11 protein-coding genes and 1 pseudogene are annotated in these 15,482 nt (G+C 70.2%); 7 read left to right on the top strand and 5 right to left on the bottom strand.

What is annotated here, in order from left to right; all coding sequences use genetic code 11:
* Window positions 1–30: 30 nt before the first annotated feature.
* On the bottom strand, window positions 31–423 hold the full coding sequence (locus tag GA0070613_RS26005; RefSeq protein WP_089014674.1) for a Na-translocating system protein MpsC family protein: 393 nt from the start codon (window positions 421–423) through the stop codon (window positions 31–33).
* Window positions 424–736: 313 nt separating this feature from the next.
* Between GA0070613_RS26005 and GA0070613_RS26000 the strand changes: the two genes are divergently transcribed.
* A complete protein-coding gene (locus GA0070613_RS26000; RefSeq protein ID WP_197698995.1) occupies window positions 737–1,834 on the top strand; it encodes a Nif3-like dinuclear metal center hexameric protein in 1,098 nt (365 codons plus the stop codon).
* Window positions 1,835–1,843: 9 nt separating this feature from the next.
* The gene (locus GA0070613_RS25995) at window positions 1,844–3,409 is read left to right on the top strand and encodes a hypothetical protein (RefSeq protein ID WP_197698994.1); all 1,566 of its coding nucleotides are present in this window, start codon (window positions 1,844–1,846) and stop codon (window positions 3,407–3,409) included.
* A gap of 178 nt (window positions 3,410–3,587) precedes the next feature.
* On the opposite strand, the gene GA0070613_RS25990 is transcribed toward GA0070613_RS25995, so the two are convergent.
* Together GA0070613_RS25990 and GA0070613_RS25985 are read right to left on the bottom strand one after the other, a co-directional pair.
* Window positions 3,588–4,637: a zinc-dependent alcohol dehydrogenase family protein gene (locus GA0070613_RS25990; RefSeq protein WP_089014672.1), complete on the bottom strand. Its 1,050-nt coding sequence runs from the start codon at window positions 4,635–4,637 to the stop codon at window positions 3,588–3,590.
* Window positions 4,638–4,823: 186 nt separating this feature from the next.
* A pseudogene (locus tag GA0070613_RS25985) lies at window positions 4,824–6,023 on the bottom strand (D-alanyl-D-alanine carboxypeptidase family protein); the annotation flags it as partial.
* Between the two features lie 539 nt (window positions 6,024–6,562).
* Here GA0070613_RS25985 and GA0070613_RS32405 point away from each other — a divergent pair.
* Window positions 6,563–6,946, top strand: coding sequence for a carbohydrate-binding protein (locus GA0070613_RS32405; RefSeq protein WP_157746540.1), 384 nt, complete (start codon window positions 6,563–6,565; stop codon window positions 6,944–6,946).
* Between the two features lie 57 nt (window positions 6,947–7,003).
* Here the strand turns inward: GA0070613_RS32405 and GA0070613_RS25975 are convergent, their stop codons facing one another.
* Complete coding sequence (locus GA0070613_RS25975; RefSeq protein ID WP_089014670.1) at window positions 7,004–8,185, bottom strand: MFS transporter; 1,182 nt, start codon at window positions 8,183–8,185, stop codon at window positions 7,004–7,006.
* Entirely contained in the window at window positions 8,182–8,814 is a 633-nt protein-coding gene (locus GA0070613_RS25970) for an HAD-IA family hydrolase (RefSeq protein ID WP_089014669.1), read from the bottom strand. The genes GA0070613_RS25975 and GA0070613_RS25970 overlap by 4 nt, the downstream gene beginning before the upstream one ends.
* 55 nt (window positions 8,815–8,869) lie before the next feature.
* On the opposite strand from GA0070613_RS25970, the gene GA0070613_RS25965 reads away from it, so the two are divergent.
* The 4 genes from GA0070613_RS25965 to GA0070613_RS25950 all read left to right on the top strand — a co-directional run bounded on the left by GA0070613_RS25965 (window position 8,870) and on the right by GA0070613_RS25950 (window position 15,458).
* Entirely contained in the window at window positions 8,870–10,048 is a 1,179-nt protein-coding gene (locus GA0070613_RS25965) for an ROK family protein (RefSeq protein WP_089014668.1), read from the top strand.
* Window positions 10,049–10,346: 298 nt separating this feature from the next.
* Window positions 10,347–10,817 carry a hypothetical protein gene (locus GA0070613_RS25960; RefSeq protein WP_157746539.1) on the top strand — a complete coding sequence of 157 codons (471 nt, stop codon included), beginning with the start codon at window positions 10,347–10,349 and terminating at the stop codon, window positions 10,815–10,817.
* 432 nt (window positions 10,818–11,249) lie between these two features.
* Window positions 11,250–12,728, top strand: a complete 1,479-nt coding sequence (locus GA0070613_RS25955) for a beta-N-acetylhexosaminidase (protein WP_231929476.1) — start codon at window positions 11,250–11,252, stop codon at window positions 12,726–12,728.
* Between the two features lie 54 nt (window positions 12,729–12,782).
* Window positions 12,783–15,458 carry a glycoside hydrolase family 2 protein gene (locus GA0070613_RS25950; protein ID WP_089014665.1) on the top strand — a complete coding sequence of 892 codons (2,676 nt, stop codon included), beginning with the start codon at window positions 12,783–12,785 and terminating at the stop codon, window positions 15,456–15,458.
* Window positions 15,459–15,482 lie beyond the last annotated feature (24 nt).

The raw sequence follows: 15,482 nt of genomic DNA, 5'->3' as shown, positions 1-15,482 counted from the left end.
GACGATGTCGGATCGACCCGGTGCCGGCAATCACTGGTGGCGCCGGGACTCGGTGAGGGACAACGGGGCGTCGAGAACCACGACCGTCGCGGCGATCTCCGTGTTCGGGTCGTAGTCCTTGAGGACGACGCGTACCGGAAGCCCGATCCTGTCCTTGAGCTCCTGGGCCAGCCGCCGCTTGCCCTCGTCCAGCAGAGCCACGTCCACCTCGCGGGTGATGTCGCGGCGGGCGGGATCCAGCGTCGCGAGCGCCTTGACGCGCTGGTGCTGGGCGAGGATGAGGATGCGGTCATCCATGAGGTCGACCCGCTGCCGACTCACACCGACGCCCGCGATCGCCTGGTTCACGGCGTTGTAAACGCGCAGAATCTCCTGCTTGAGCTCTCCGGGCGTCCGCGGTGGTGTGCTGCCTGAGGGATCCATGGCGCGACTGTAATGAGGGTCGGACGGGTCGGTCGAGACCTTGACACCCTCCGGCGAGCGCCGTTATATATCACAAACCTCTGAGGCGCTGTTCCTGCAGGTACGGGCCGACGAGGACGTCGTGATTCAGAGCCGACGAACGGTCGAGGGAGCTTCCGTCCCGAAGAGCCCGACAGCTGTCGCCGATGGCGGTTGGCGGTCTGCGCGTGTTCGCGCATGCCGCCGAGTCCGAGCGGTGGCAGCTCTTTTTGCTTCCGCCGCACCAGGTTCAGTGCGTGTCGCACTGACGTCAATGGAAAGGCGGACGAAACGCGTGACGAACGAGGCGGTGTCGCAGACCTGTCCGACCGTGGCCGACGTGGTCGCGGCCCTCGACGGGTTGACCGGCGGCCGGGTCACGAGCTCCGAGGGGGGCCGCAACCCGTGGGTGATCAGCAAGGACTCGGGAATTCCCGGCAAGGCGGTGACCGAGCGGCCCGGCCTGGTCTGGGGGGCCTCCGACAGACCGGTGCGGCGGCTCGCGGTCGCCATGACCATCACCGAACACCACATCGAACTCGCCTACGCCAGTGGCGTGGACGCGATCGTGGCACACCACCCGATCGCGGACGCGGCGAGTTCCGGCGGGGTCGCGCTCGCCGACTACCTCTCGCTCTACGGGGTCGCGGTGCTGGAGTGCCACGAAGCCTTCCACGGACTGCACCCCGGCATGGCGCACCTGCACGGGCACCGGCCCTTCTACGTCAACCCCGCGTACGACGGCGTGCATGGGCTGGTGGTCATGGTCGGCCGGCCGCTGCCGGGAGTCACCACGGTCGGCGACGTGCTCGCCCGGCTCAACGCGGGCCTGGAGCGGTCCCTGGACCTGCGCATCCTCGCCGGTGAACGCGCCGTCCGCCAGTGCGCCGAGCTGGTGGACAGCGTCACGGCCCCGGGCATGCGGGTGCTCGCGGGCGCCCCGGACGATCCCCTCGGCGAGGTCGTCCTGCACGCCTTCCCGCACACCGGGTTCGGTGAGAAGCAGCTCGCCCAGTTGCTCGCCGAGTACCCGGCCATCTCCACGGTCATCTTCAGCATCAGCGCTGCCGCACCGGATTCGGCCGTGGTGGCGAGTGCGGCAGCGCGCGGCCTCAACGTACTGGTGGGCAGCACCCACGCCTCGGAGGTCTTCGAGAACGGACTTCCGTTGGCGTTCGGACTGTCCGCACTACTGCCGAACGTCGACGTCGTCCTGTTCCGGGACCGGGTCGTCTCGATCCCGATCAACAGCGTGGGCACGGGCCCACTGCGTGAGTACGGACGGACGATGGCGCAGGAACACCTGCTGCCACTCGCCGAGGCCGCACGCGTTCGCGCCGCTGCGACGACGGTCGCGGCCACACCCCTCAGTCACTCCGAGCAAGCAAGCTAGGAGACAACAATGGAAATGACGCCAGCGCACTGGGTGTACCTGGCAGGTCTGGCTTCACTGATCGTCGTCATGGTCGCCCGGAAGAACGTCGTCGTCCCCGCCATCGCCGCGACCTTCCTCACCGCCGTTACCTTCACCGGCAGCGTGCCCGGGGGAGTGGCGTCGGTGTTCCGCGCCAGTCTGGTGGCCGCCTCGGAGCTGTTCAACATCTTCCTCATCATCGCGCTCGTCACCGCGATGCTCGCTGCGCTGCGAGCCATCGGGGCCGAACACCGGATGGTGGCGCCGTTCCGTCGGCTGATGGTGAACGGGCCGATCGCCTACCTCGTCCTGTTCGTCGTCACCTACGTCTTCGCGCTGTTCTTCTGGCCCACGCCGACCCTCGCGTTGATCGCGGCGATCCTGCTCCCGGCCGCCATCCGAGCGGGCCTGTCCCCGATGGCCGGCGCGATCGCGATCGCCATCGCCGGACAGGGCATGGCACTGGCCTCCGACTACGTCATCGGTGTCGCGCCCGCCCTGTCGGCGAGCGGCGCCAACGTGTCGGCGGACCTGATCGCCGATCGGGCCCTGGTTCTGTCGTGGGTCGTCGGGATCGTCGCATTGGCGATGAGCTACCTGATGACGGTGCGTCGCCGCCGGCCGAGCCTGGCGGCGACCGAGCCCAGCCCCGCGATGTCGACGAGTGTGGCGCCTCGCGCCGAACTCGCCCCCGCGGCGGTGGTCGCGGGTAGCGGTTCGGGCGGGACCTCCGAGCAGCTCGGCCACGCCCTGGCGACGAAGCAGCCGCCGCGGGAGGCGCTGGAGGACGGGGAAGCGACAACCACCGACGCCGTGCTCGACGATGATCCTTCCGACCAGCGCGGACAGAACTGGCGGGCCAAGCTGTTCGCCGTCCTGGTACCCGTCTCCTTCGGCGCGCTGCTCGTGTACATGCTGCTCGGTCGATTCACCGACCTGGTGTCGGTCGACGACGGCGCCGGGGCTCCGCTGGTCGGCGGCCTGGCCGCGCTGCTGCTCCTCGCCGTGGCAGTGACCAGCGACGGAGTCCGGTCCCTGGAGAGTTGTGCCGAGCACGTCGTCGACGGCCTCTCGTTCGCGTTCAAGGCGATGGGCGTCGTCATCCCCATCGCCGGGTTCGTCTTCATCGGCATCTCGGACTTCTCAGGCCGCATCATGGGGCTGGCAGAGGGCACGACGGCGCCAGGATTCCTGTTCGACGCGATCCGCAGCGTCGAGGACCACATCCCGAACAACCCGTTCGTCATCATGCTCGCCGTCCTGCTGGCCGGCATGACGGTCGGCCTCGACGGATCAGGTTGGGCCGGGCTGCCGCTCACCGGCTCCCTTTCGGAGGCGCTCAGCCCCCACGCCGGAGTCGACACCGCCACGCTCGCCGCCATCGCGCAGAACGGCGCGTCGTGGACCGGGGGCGGCACGCTGGTCATCTGGTCGTCGCTGATCGCCGTTGCCACCTTCTGCGGGGTGTCCGTGGTCGACCTCGCCCGCAAGCTGTTCCTGCCCGTGGTCACGGGACTGGTCGTCAGTACGGTGGTCGCCGCGATCATCTGGTGAGGCATCGGGTCATCCGAGCGGAACGACGCCGGCGCTGCTGTCACGGGCGCACCGTGCGGCAGCGCCGGCATCGCGAGGAGCCCGGAGCCTCAGGGGAAACCGGGGTGCGAACAGGGGGCCGGTCGGCCCGTCCCGGTTCAGGTAGGTCGACTCGGCGAACGTCGTGCGGCACGCCCGCTCACCGGGGGTCGATGAGGCACATTCCGCCGGGAGCCGGCCGGTCCATCGCGGCCAACGCGGTGGGGACGTCGGCGAGGCCGACGGTGCGGGTGATCAGCTCGGCGGGGCGCAGTACGCCGGCGGTGACCAGCCGGAGCAGCTCCGGATAGGCGTGCGCGGCCATGCCGTGACTACCCCGCAGCTCCAGCTCGAACGCGATCACGAGCTCCATCGGCAGGGCCGGTCGGCCCTGCGTGGCGGGGAGGAGTCCGACCTGGACGTGCCGTCCACGTCGCCGCAGGCTTTCGATCGAGGCGGTGCAGGTGGCGTGACTGCCCAACGCGTCGAGCGACAGGTGGGCGCCGCCGCCGGTCGCCTCCCGGACCGCCGTGGCCACCGCGCCGGGTCCGGTCAGGGCACTGCCGTCCAGGCAGACCGTGGCCCCGCAGCTCCTGGCCAGCTCGAGCGCGCCGGGGGCGACGTCGACCGCCACCACCTGCGCGCCGCACGCAGCCGCGATCATCACCGCGGACAGCCCCACCCCGCCGCAGCCGTGCACCGCCACCCACTCGCCCGCGGCGACCCGCCCCTGGCTGACCACGGCCCGGAACGCCGTGGCGAAGCGGCAGCCGAGCGCCGCGGCGGCGGGGTAGTCCAGGTCGTCGGGGAGCCGGACCAGGTTGACGTCGGCGTTGTGCACCGCCACGTACTCGGCGAACGAGCCCCAGTGGGTGAAGCCGGGCTGCGTCTGCCGCTCGCAGACCTGCTGGTCGCCCGCGAGGCAGGCCGGGCACCGCCCACACGCGCAGACGAAGGGCGCGGTGACCCGGTCGCCGGGCCGCCAGCCGCGTACGTCAGCGCCGACCGCCGTGACGACGCCGGCGAACTCGTGGCCGGGGACGTGTGGCGGGCGGATGTCGGGATCGTGTCCCTGCCACCCGTGCCAGTCGCTGCGGCACAACCCGGTCGCCTCGACGCGGATGACCGCGCCTCCGGACGGCGGCACCGGGTCCGGGACGTCGCGGACCTCGGGTCGGGCACCGAACTCGTCGAAGATCACGGCGCGCATGCGCCGCATCCTCACATGCCACGGACCGGCCGGCGCGCCCACCCCCGCCGGTCACGGGCTGTCAAGGGTCGAGGCCGGGCCCGGCTCGACATGCCCGACGGCACCATCGCCACCGACTCCACATACGGCATCCGAGCCGGCGCTGTCCTGCGCCCGGCGGGACAGACGTGGAGCGCCCCACCGTTGGCCGGTTCCTCGCCGCGCACTTTTGCGCCGCCACGGAGCCGCCCAGATCAGGACGGCCAGTACGAGGGCAGCGCCGATGCCGAGCCCGGTGGGCAACGAGAACGATGACGACTCCCCGGCCCGACCAGGGCGCTCGCCTTTGACCGGGACTACGGGACGGTCATACTTCTTCTCTTCGGGTGTGACCAGGCGGCCGACGGACGCGTCGGGAGGAAGGGCGAAGCCCCAGTCGAGCAGGGCCGCGGCCTCTCCAAAGCTACCCAGCGGCGCGGTTTCCGCTCCCAGCAAGGTCACCGCGAGCCGACGGCCGTTGCGTTCGGCCACGCCGACGTACGTCTGCCGAGCCAGGTCGGTGAAACCCGTCTTCCCCCCCAGCGTTCCGGGGTAGCGGCCCAGCAGCGTGGCGTCGTGGGTGATCTCGAATGCCGGGTTTCCCGGCTGTGCCGGTATCTGCGCCACGGTAGTTGCCGCGTATCGCCGAAAGTCTTTGCGGGCGAAGGTGGCTCGCGCGATCAGCGCGAGGTCGTATGCGCTGGTGTATTGACCGGGGCCGTCCAGGCCCGAGGGCGTTGCGGCGTGGGTCTGGTACGCGCGCAGCCGGCGCGCTTCGTCGTTCATTGCCTGCACTCCGCCCTGCCTACCGGCGGCGCCGCCGCCCACGCGAGCCAGCACGTTGGCCGCGTCGTTCCCCGATCTGAGCAGGAGTCCCAGCCACAGGCTCTCGACCGAGTACCGGCCGCCCTCCACCACCCCCATCAGCGAACTGGCCGGATCGAGATCGCGCAGATCCGCCCGGTTCACCTCCACCATCTGGGCCGGATCGAGGCGGGGCATCAGGGTCGCGGCCAGCAGCAGCTTCTGCACGCTGGCTGGGGTTCGGTGCTCGTGGGGGCCGCACCCACCCAGGACCTCGCCACTGTTGAGGTCCGCCACGAGCCACGAGGTGGCGGTAACTGCTGGCGCCATCGGCGCACCCGCGGGAATGGCCAGTCCCGCAGTCGCCAGCGCCTGCCCCCCGACTGCCCGGTGGGTGGGGTCAACCGGTGGCGGCGACGGCGCGGTGGGCGGAGGTGCCGGCGGCTTGACGGCCGGGCATGGCACGTACGGCGCGGCTGCCGCTCGCGTTGGTGGCATGATCGCGACAGCGGGCAGACCCAGGATGGCGCTGAGCGTCGCGGCGGTAACCCGAGAGTTGGTCACGTTAACGTACGGTAGCCGTAAGCAAGGCTGGCGCGGCCCGATTGACGGAATGCACGCGTGCACGCTCCGTACCTGCTTGGAGAGGCAGGTGCCGGGCGGTGAGAATCGGTCAGCGCCAATATAATCGGGTGTCACCTGTAACGCCCGCCTGCGGGGCATCCGCGCGGGCGTAAGCCGGCGCGAAGGGGAGCGCGAGGGTGAGTCCACGTCATGGATCCGGTCTTGAGGGCATCTGGCGGATTGGACCGGTCCGCCTGCTGACGGTCGTGGGAGTCGGCTACCTGACCGTCGTGCTGACGCTGGCGGCGGTCAGTTCGGATCTCGACGGCGGGCAGCCGACCGCGGCGGGTGGCCCTCCCTCGACCGGCGCGGTGAGGGCGGACGAGGGTTACCACGCCACCACCGCCCCGACCCCGTCCACGCCTGTCGACGCCCCCGGGGATGTGCGCGTCGGATCCGCGGAGACCCGGTCCGCGGCGCCACCCGCGGCTCCGCCGCCCGCCCCACCGGCGCACACCACCCCGCCCGCACCGCTGGTCGTGACGTCGTACGAGGCCGAGTCGGCGGCGAACGGGCTGGCGAACATCCGGATCTACACCTGCCCCGGCTGCTCCGGCAACAAGAAGGTGGGCAACATCGGCCGCGGTATGGGGACGCTGCAATTCAATGGTGTGACCGCCCGGACGGGCGGCTCGGCCACCGTGACGATCGCCTACGTCAACGGTGAGTCCCCGCGAGTGGGGCAGGTCAGCGTGAACGGCGGGCCTCCGATGACGCTGACCTTCCCGGGCACGGGCGGGTGGAGCAGTGTCGGCACGATGGTCGTGACGGTGCCTCTCCGGCCCGGGCCCAACACGCTGAAGATGTTCAACCCGAACTCGGCGGCACCCGACTTCGACAAGATCAAAGTCAGCGTTCGTTGATGCCCAGGCAGCCCCAGGGCGGTTCGATCGGGCTCGTTCGGACCGGCTGGCTGATCTTCAAGAAACGATGGTCTGTTGACGGCCCGGTGTGCCCGGAAAGCGCGGCGCTTCGGCGGCGCGAGGTGCTTGCGGATGGAGGGCGAGGAGGGCGACGAGCAGCGGGATGGTGATCAGGAAGGCGGTGCGTAGGCCGACGTTGCTGCTCAGGGCCGCCAGGGCGGCAGGGGCAGTGAGGATGGCGACGCCAGAGGCGAGGGCGCCCAGGGACGCGGCGTGGTGTGGTGCCAGGTCGGGGGTGGCCACGAGGGTGGCGAGAGTGACCGGATAAAGGGTTGCGACGCCGATGCCGGCGAGGGTGAGCGCCCCCGTGACCACGGCGGCGTGGTGGGTCGCGGCGATGGCCAGGGTGCTGGCGGCGACGAGGGCGCCGCCGACCGGAATGACGGGCAGGCGGGTGAGCAGCGGGGGTCCGAGGAGGCGTCCGACGGCCATGCCGGCGGGGAAGGAGCTGCCGAGCAGGGCCGCCGTGGCGGTGGAGACTCCGGTGTCGTGCAGGCGAGCGACCGCCCAGATGGTGAAGCAGAATTCGACAGCCACGGCGAGCACCACGCTGCTCCAGTGCCGCGCGATCTGCCCCAGGGCGGGACGCGCGGTGGTCGTGGAAGTTTGCGCCTCGGTGGCGGCCGGGCGGATGGTGGCCAGCATGAGCAGGGGCGCGACGGTGGCCAGCAGCGCGAGCCGGCCGTTGGCGCCAATGATCTCGACCGCGCCGATGGCGGCGGGAGCGATGACCGCAGCGGTGCTGGAGGCGGCGTTGACGCGGGTGAGGCGCACCGCGGTGTCCGGGCCTGCCAGCAGCGCCGGGGTGACCAGCACGATGGCGGCGCCGCCGATGCCGAGCAGCAACGCGCCGCCGATGGCGATCAGCAGCGTCGGCGCGACGGCGAGCAGGGCGCTGCCGGTGGCGGTCAACAGGGCGCCGCCGCGCAGCGTGAGGTGCGGTCCGCGGCGCAGCAGGCTCGGTCCGGCCGCGGCGACGACCACCAGGCCGACGCCGAAGGTGGCGGACAGGCCCGCGACTCGCTCCGCCGGCATGTGCAAGTCGCGGGCGAGCAGGGCGATACAGGCGCCCAGGCTGGTGAGGACGAACCCCAGAGCCGCCTGCGCGGTGCCAGCCTGCAGGCCGGCGTCGCACCGCAGCGGCGTGGCCGTCTCGCTTGCCGAGGTCCGGCGTCTCATGACGCCATCGGCGGCTGCCCGGCCAGCAGCTGCGCCAGCTGCGCCAGATCATCGATACGCAGGTCCGCGTCCACGCCCTTGAGCCCGGCCGTCATCGCGCCCGCGCCGCGTCCGGCCTGCACACCCACGTCGGCGTCCTCGACGACCAGACACCGAGCCGGCGGTACGCCCACCAGTTCGGCGGCGCGCAGGTAGCCCTGCGGGTCGGGCTTTCCGGCGGTGAGGTCGTCGACGGTGACGAGCACCGGCGGGTCGATACCTGCCGCGGTCAGGCGTGCCTTGGCCAGCTGGGTGTCCGCGCTGGTCACCACCGCCCACGGCAACCGGAGCCGGGCCAGCGTCGCCAGCAGCTCGAGTGCGCCACGGGTGGCGGTCACGTCGGACAGGTCGTCGTACTGCAACGCCAACTGTCGCGCCGCCGCGGCGGCCACCGCCGCGTCGTCGGCGTGCGGCAGCAGCAGGCGTACGGTGCCATCGGCCGGGCGGCCGTGCGCGACTGCGAGCGCCGCCCCGGGGTCTGCGTCGTACTCGGCCGCCCATGCCCGCCAGGCTCGCTCGACAGCGGCGTCGGAGTCCACCAGGGTGCCGTCCATGTCCAGCAGCACCGCACCGACCGTTGACAGGTCCATGACCACGCTCCTCTAATATTCTCGTGGGACGAGGATAAGGTGGTATGGCCCTCTCATGGCAAGCTCTACTCGGCAGCGCGCCGACGCGGCCCGGTGGCACACCGCGTCGCAGGTGCTGGCCGTCGTGCGCCGTCGGCCCGGGATCACCCGAGCGGCGATGGCCCGCGAGCTGCACCTGGCCAGCGGGTTCGCCACCGAGATCACCGCCCGCATGCGCCAGCTGCGACTGCTCACCGAGGCGCCGGCCCCGATCAGTGGGCGCGGTCGGCCCACCACCGTGCTGCAACCGCACCACGACGGGCCGGTAGTGCTCGCCGTCGACCTGCGACAGGAGGACTGGCGCCACGCCGTGGCGACCGTCGACGGGATGCTGCACGAGGCGCAGCGGCACACGCACCGCCGCCGGCAGCCGACGGCGGTGCTGCGCGAGATACGGCACGCCGTTGATCGCGCCCGCGCCCGGTACGGCGAGCGGCTGCGGGCGGTTTCCCTCGCGGTCGCCGCCACACTCCACGACCAGCATCTCGTGCAGGCGTCAACTCTCGGCTGGGGGCCGGTCGACCTGAGCAGCATCACCGGTGACGCCATCGTGCCGCTGCTGGTGGGCAACGACGCCACCCTCGCCGGCGTCGCCGAAGCCCGCACCGGCGCCGCCACCACCGCCGGCACCGCCCTGCACCTGATCGTCGAAGTCGGCATCGGCGGCACCCTCACCATCGACGGACAACCCGTACTGGGGGCTCACGGCGCGGCCGGTGAATATGGCCACCTTCCGTTCGGCGACCGCCGCCTACGCTGCCCCTGTGGCGCCCGGGGATGCTGGGACCTCGACGTGGATGGCCGCGCTCTCGCCCGCCACCTCGGCGAACCGGCCCCCGCCGACCCGCGCAGCTATGCCCGCCACGTCCTTCACCGCACCGCCAACGACCCCCGCGCACGACAGGCCGTCAGCACCGTGGCGCAGTCCCTCGCCGCCGGCATCGCCGGGCTCGCCAACATCCACGACCCCGACCTGATCACCCTTGGCGGGCTCGGTCCCGCCATCCGCAACACCGCTTCCGCCGCCTTCGACGCGGCCTACACCGACGGCCTCATGACCTTCCACCGCGCCCAATCCCCACCCGTCGTCGACGCCGCACACGGAGACCAGGGGCCGCTGCACGGCGCCGCTCTCCTCGGCCTCGACCACTGCACCAGCGAAACCGCCCTCGCCGAGTGGGCCGCCCACCTGTGACACCACCAGACGTAGCCGGTCGGCCGGGCCGTCATCGCCGCCGGCCGTGGGTCGGGCCGCCCCGCGTGGCCCAAGGTCGCCCCGTTGATCGTCACGTGGCGGAGCAACATCGCGCGGCCCAGCACCGGGTCACGTAACAGCACAGGGATTCACGTCGCCTGTTCTTGACGTAGGGATGAAGGTCGGCCGCGCGGTCAACGGGCAGCTGGGCGGGCCTGCGCCGGACCGCAACGTTGCGGCGGTGGACCTGCGCGCTGACGGGCCGGTGTCCCACCAGCTCGGACTGGAGGGTGCGATAGTGACCGCCGATCTCACCGCCACCGCGCGGGAGCGGGCAATGCTGGCGACCGTCGCTGACGCGATCATCGCGGTGGCGGCCGGCAAGGGGTTGTGTGTCGCGGTGGCCTGCCCCGATTCGCAGGTCGCCTTCGTGGGCCACCTGACGCGTGCTCTGCACGCTCGGGGGCGCGCCTGCCGCTGCTTGGCCTCCAATCCGAGCCAACCGAACGCCACCCGCCTCACGTCATCCGATCACGAAGCCGGCGGTTCGACCGTCATGGTGATCACCAGCGGGACGCTCGCACCGAGCGACGAAGAGGTGTGCCAGGTCAGTATTCGCGTGACCACGGGAGGCCCGATCACCCCCGAGAGCGGGCAGACCAGCGGCGGTCATGCGGACCCGGACCACGGACCCGACATTGTTCTTGACTATCACGGCCCGAGCGGGCCGAAGATTCGGCACATCGCGCCCAAGCTGGCGCTGCCTTGACCCCCTGCGCGGAATGGTCCGCGTCGAGCCGACCGGTGGCGGCCCGTCGGTGGTGGCCACCACGAACGACGCGAAGGGCGCCGGGGTGATGTCCATGGCAGAGGGTGACACCGAAGAAGGGGATCACCCATCCGGCGGCGACGGTCATGGGCACGCCCAGCCATCCCGGCCGGGTAAAGATTGTTAGGTAGCTTGCCTTACGAAAAAATGCCGACTACGTTGACCCTAACGATGAAGGTCGATGCGCGGCTGGAAGTCGCAGTCCGCTTTCTGCGGCATCGGTAGGCTCCGGAGGCAGCCATGACCATCGGCGGCGTACGTTGTTTCCTCACCACCGTAATGCTCGTGGTCTCCACCGGCGGCGTCTGGGGGAGTCCCGCCGTTGCCACCGTCGCCCGGGCCGGGACTACGGCCGTTTCGCCGGCATCGGTCGTGCCGGCACCGGTCATCGCGACCCCGACAGGCGGTGTGACCTACCGGATCACAGCGACGACGACGATCTACACCGAGCCCGGTTCGACAGCGGCGGCGGACATCGCCGGCCAGCTCGCCGCCATCGTGCGCCGCTCGACCGGCTATCCGATGCCGGTCGTCGACGCACCGAGCGCCACCCCGACCGACGGCATCGCGCTGCTGCTGTCCGGCGCGCCGACGGCTGTCGGTGGGGAGGGCTACCAGCTGGACGTCACCGACGCGTCGATCGCCGTGCGCGCCAACGAGCCGGCCGGCCTGTTCGCCGGCGTCCAGACCCTGCGCCAATTGCTACCCGCTGCCGTGGAAAGCCCGACGGTGCAGCCCGGGCCGTGGGACGTGGCCGGCGGGCGCATCGTCGACTACCCCCGGTTCGCTCACCGGGGCGCGATGCTCGACGTCGCACGGCATTTCCTCCCGATGTCGGTGGTCAAGCGATACATCGACGAGATCGCGCTCTACAAGGTGAACCGGCTGCACCTGCATCTTTCCGACGACCAGGGGTGGCGCATCGCCGTCAACAGCTGGCCCAACCTTGCGATCTACGGTGGGAGCACCGAGGTCGGCGGTGGCACCAGCGGGTACTACACCCAGGACGAATACCGGCAGATCATCGCGTACGCCGCCGCCCGGTACATCATGATCATCCCCGAGATCGACATGCCCGGCCACACCAACGCGGCGCTCGCCTCGTACGCGGAACTCAACTGCGACGGCGTGGCGCCGAAGCTCTACACCGGCACCAAGGTCGGGTTCAGCTCGCTCTGCGTGGGCAAAGAGATCACTTACACGTTCCTCGACCAGGTGCTGGGCGAGATCGCCGCGCTCACACCCGGGCCCTACCTGCACATCGGCGGCGACGAGGCGAGCTCCACCACCGCCGCCGACTACGCCACCTTCATGAACCGCGCGCAGCAGATCGTCGCGGCGCACGGCAAGAGCGTCGTCGGCTGGCACGACATCGTCAACGCCCCGGTCCTATCGTCGACCGTCGCCCAGTTCTGGGGGACCACGACGTCCAACGCCGCGGTGGCGACGGCCGCCCAGAACGGCACCAAGGTCATCATGTCGCCGGCCAACCACGTCTACCTGGACATGAAGTACAACTCCCGCACCCGGCTCGGCCTGCGCTGGGCTGGCTACATCGACGTCCAGGACGCGTACGGCTGGGACCCGGGGGCGTATCTGGCGGGCGTCGGCGCAACGTCGGTGCTCGGGATCGAGGCGCCACTGTGGACCGAGACGATCGAGACGCTGGCCGACGTCGAATACCTGGCCTTCCCGCGCCTGCCGGCGATCGCCGAGCTGGGTTGGTCGCCGATGAGCACCCACGACTGGACCTCGTTCAACCAGCGGCTCGGCGCCCAGGGCCCGCGCTGGCGTGCCATGGGGATCAACTACTACCACTCCACGCAGGTGTCCTGGCCCACCGGCTCCTAGGCGTCGCACCGAGCGGCGCACCGCTTCCCTCCAACTGGATCGAGGAGGCCAACCATGCCACCGCCCCCTGCCATCCACCCTGTCCGGCGTAGACGTCGACTGCTCCCGACGCTGCTCGTGGCGTTGACCCTCGTGGCCGGCGTCGGCGCGGTCCACCTGCCGAGCGCGAGCGCCGCCGCCGTCGGATCGACCGAGCTGTCAGCCGGTTGGGCGTTGAGATCAGCCAACAACGTCACGGACCCGGGAACGACCATCTCCCAGGTCGGCTACAGCACCGCGGGCTGGAATCCGGTCTCGCTCCCGTCGACCGTCCTGGCCGGGCTGGTCGCGAACAACGTCTACCAGAACATCTACGTCGGTACGAACCTGCGGTCGGTGCCCGACCTGACCGGGCAGAACTGGTGGTTCCGGGGGCAGTTCACCGCCTCGGCCGCGACCGCCGACCAGGCGTACTGGCTGCGCTTCAAGGGGATCAGCTACCGGGCCCAGATCTGGCTGAACGGCACCCAGCTCGACGCCAACGCGGTCGGCACCATGGTGGTGCACGAGTACAACGTGACGAACCTGATCAGGCCCGGCGCGCTCAACGCGCTGGCGATCCTGGTGACCCCGCCCGCCCACGACTGCAAGGACCTCTCCTTCTGCACGGTGGACTGGAATCCCGAGGCCCCTGACATGAACGCGGGCCTCTGGGGCAGGACGTTGCTGGAAACGACAGGGCCCGTGGCGCTGCGGGATCCGTACGTCAAGTCGGTCCTGCCGCTCCCGGCGACGAACGCGGCGGATCTGACCGTCTACGTCGATGCCGTCAACGCGACCAACGCCCCGGTCACGACGACGGTCAGCGGGACGATCACCAAGGCGGGCTATCCGACCATCTCGGTCAGCCAGACCGTCACCCTGGCCGCCAACGAGCGCCGTGAAGTCGCCTTCGACCCGGCGAGCTATCCACAGCTGCACGTCACCAACCCTGCGCTGTGGTGGCCCTACCAGTTCGGCAGCCCGGAGCTTTACCAGCTCTCGACATCGGCCACGGCGGCCGGCGCCACCTCCGACACCAAGTCGATCAACTTTGGGGTACGCCAGTTCACCGACTACCGGAGCACCGTCAACGGCACCTCGTTCGTCGGCTACAAGGTCAACGGGCAGAACATCTTCTTCCGGGGCGGCGGCTACATGTGGGACATGCTGCAGCGTTGGGACACGAAGACCAACGCCACCCACGTCCAGTACGTCAAGGACATGGGGCTCAACACCATTCGCCTGGAAGGGACCCTGGGCAACGAGGAGCTCTACGACCTGGCCGACAAGGCCGGCGTCATGATCATGCCGGGCTTCGTCTGCTGCAGCGCCTGGGAGAACGACAACACCTGGACGGCCGAGCAGGAGCAGGTGGCCAACGCGTCGCTGGAGAGCCAGCTGCGGGCGCTGCGCGCCCACGCCAGCCCGTTCATGTGGAACTACGGCAGCGACCAGCCGCCGACTGCCACCCACTTGACCATGTACAAGAACACGGCTGCGAAGCTGCACTGGCAGAACCCGACGGTGGACAACGTGGCGACCTGGTCGAACGCCAACGCGGGCATGAAGATGGACGGTCCGTACAAGTGGGAGCCGCCGGTGCTGTGGTGGGACAGCCCCAGCCAGTCGGGCAGCGCGTTCGGCACCAATGCCGAGGAGGGCACCGAAGCGCCGCCGCCGCTGGAGAGCCTGCGGAAGTTCATCCCCGCAGCCGACCTGTGGCCCATCGGCGCCACCTGGAACTACCACGCCGGCAAGCCGCGCAGCGTGTTCGACAACATCCAGGTCTTCACCGACGGCGTGAACAAGCGGTACGGCAGCACCGCGAGCGCCGAGGACTACTCCCGCAAGTCGGAGCTGCAGAACTACGAGAACACCAAGTCGTTCTTCGAGGCCTGGAACTCGCACGAGTACACCCAGTCGTTCGGGGTCATCTTCTGGATGCTGAACAACGCCTGGCCCTCGGTGCACTGGAACCTGTACGACTACTACTTCAAGCCCGGGGGCGGATACTTCGGCAGCAAGAAGGCCAACGAGCCGGTCCATGTCGCCTACGACTACAAGACCAGGAACGTGTACGCCGTCAACTCCACCCTGAGCGGGCGAACTGGTCTGACCGCCACGGCGACGGTGTACAACATCCCGAGCCTGACCCAGGCCTACACGACCTCGGTTCCGGTCAACGCGGCGGCGAACGCCTCCACCCAGGTGCTCACGCTGCCGGCGCTGACCGGTCTGTCCGCGACGTACTTCATCCGACTGCAGCTCAAGGACGCCGCCGGCGCGGTCGTGAGCAACAACCTCTACTGGTACTCCACCCAGCCCGACGTGCTGGCGAACAAGAAGAACTGGTACATGACGGCGGTCAAGACCTACGCCAACCTCACCGGACTCAACAGCCTGCCGTCGAACCCCAACCTGGCGACCGGCGTGACCCGGACGGTCTCCGGTGGGCAGGAGACCGCCACCATCACGATGACCAACAACAGCCCGACGAACGTCGCGTTCTTCCTGCGACCGGAGATCACGGCCGGCAACGGGGGCGACGAGGTGCTGCCGGTGAGCTACACCGACAACTACGTCTCGCTGTGGCCGGGGGAGTCGGCCACCATCACGGCGACCTACCAGACCAGCGATCTGGCCGGCCAGGCTCCATACCTGCGCATGCGGGGCTACAACATTCCGACGGCATCGACCCCGGTGCCGTAACCGCGGCCGGGGGCGGCGGCGAAG

The sequence above is a fragment of the Micromonospora inositola genome (genome assembly GCF_900090285.1).
In the GTDB taxonomy this organism is placed as follows: domain Bacteria; phylum Actinomycetota; class Actinomycetes; order Mycobacteriales; family Micromonosporaceae; genus Micromonospora; species Micromonospora inositola.
Note: the sequence above shows the minus strand (reverse complement) of the source record. Positions and strands in the feature narration are given on the sequence as shown.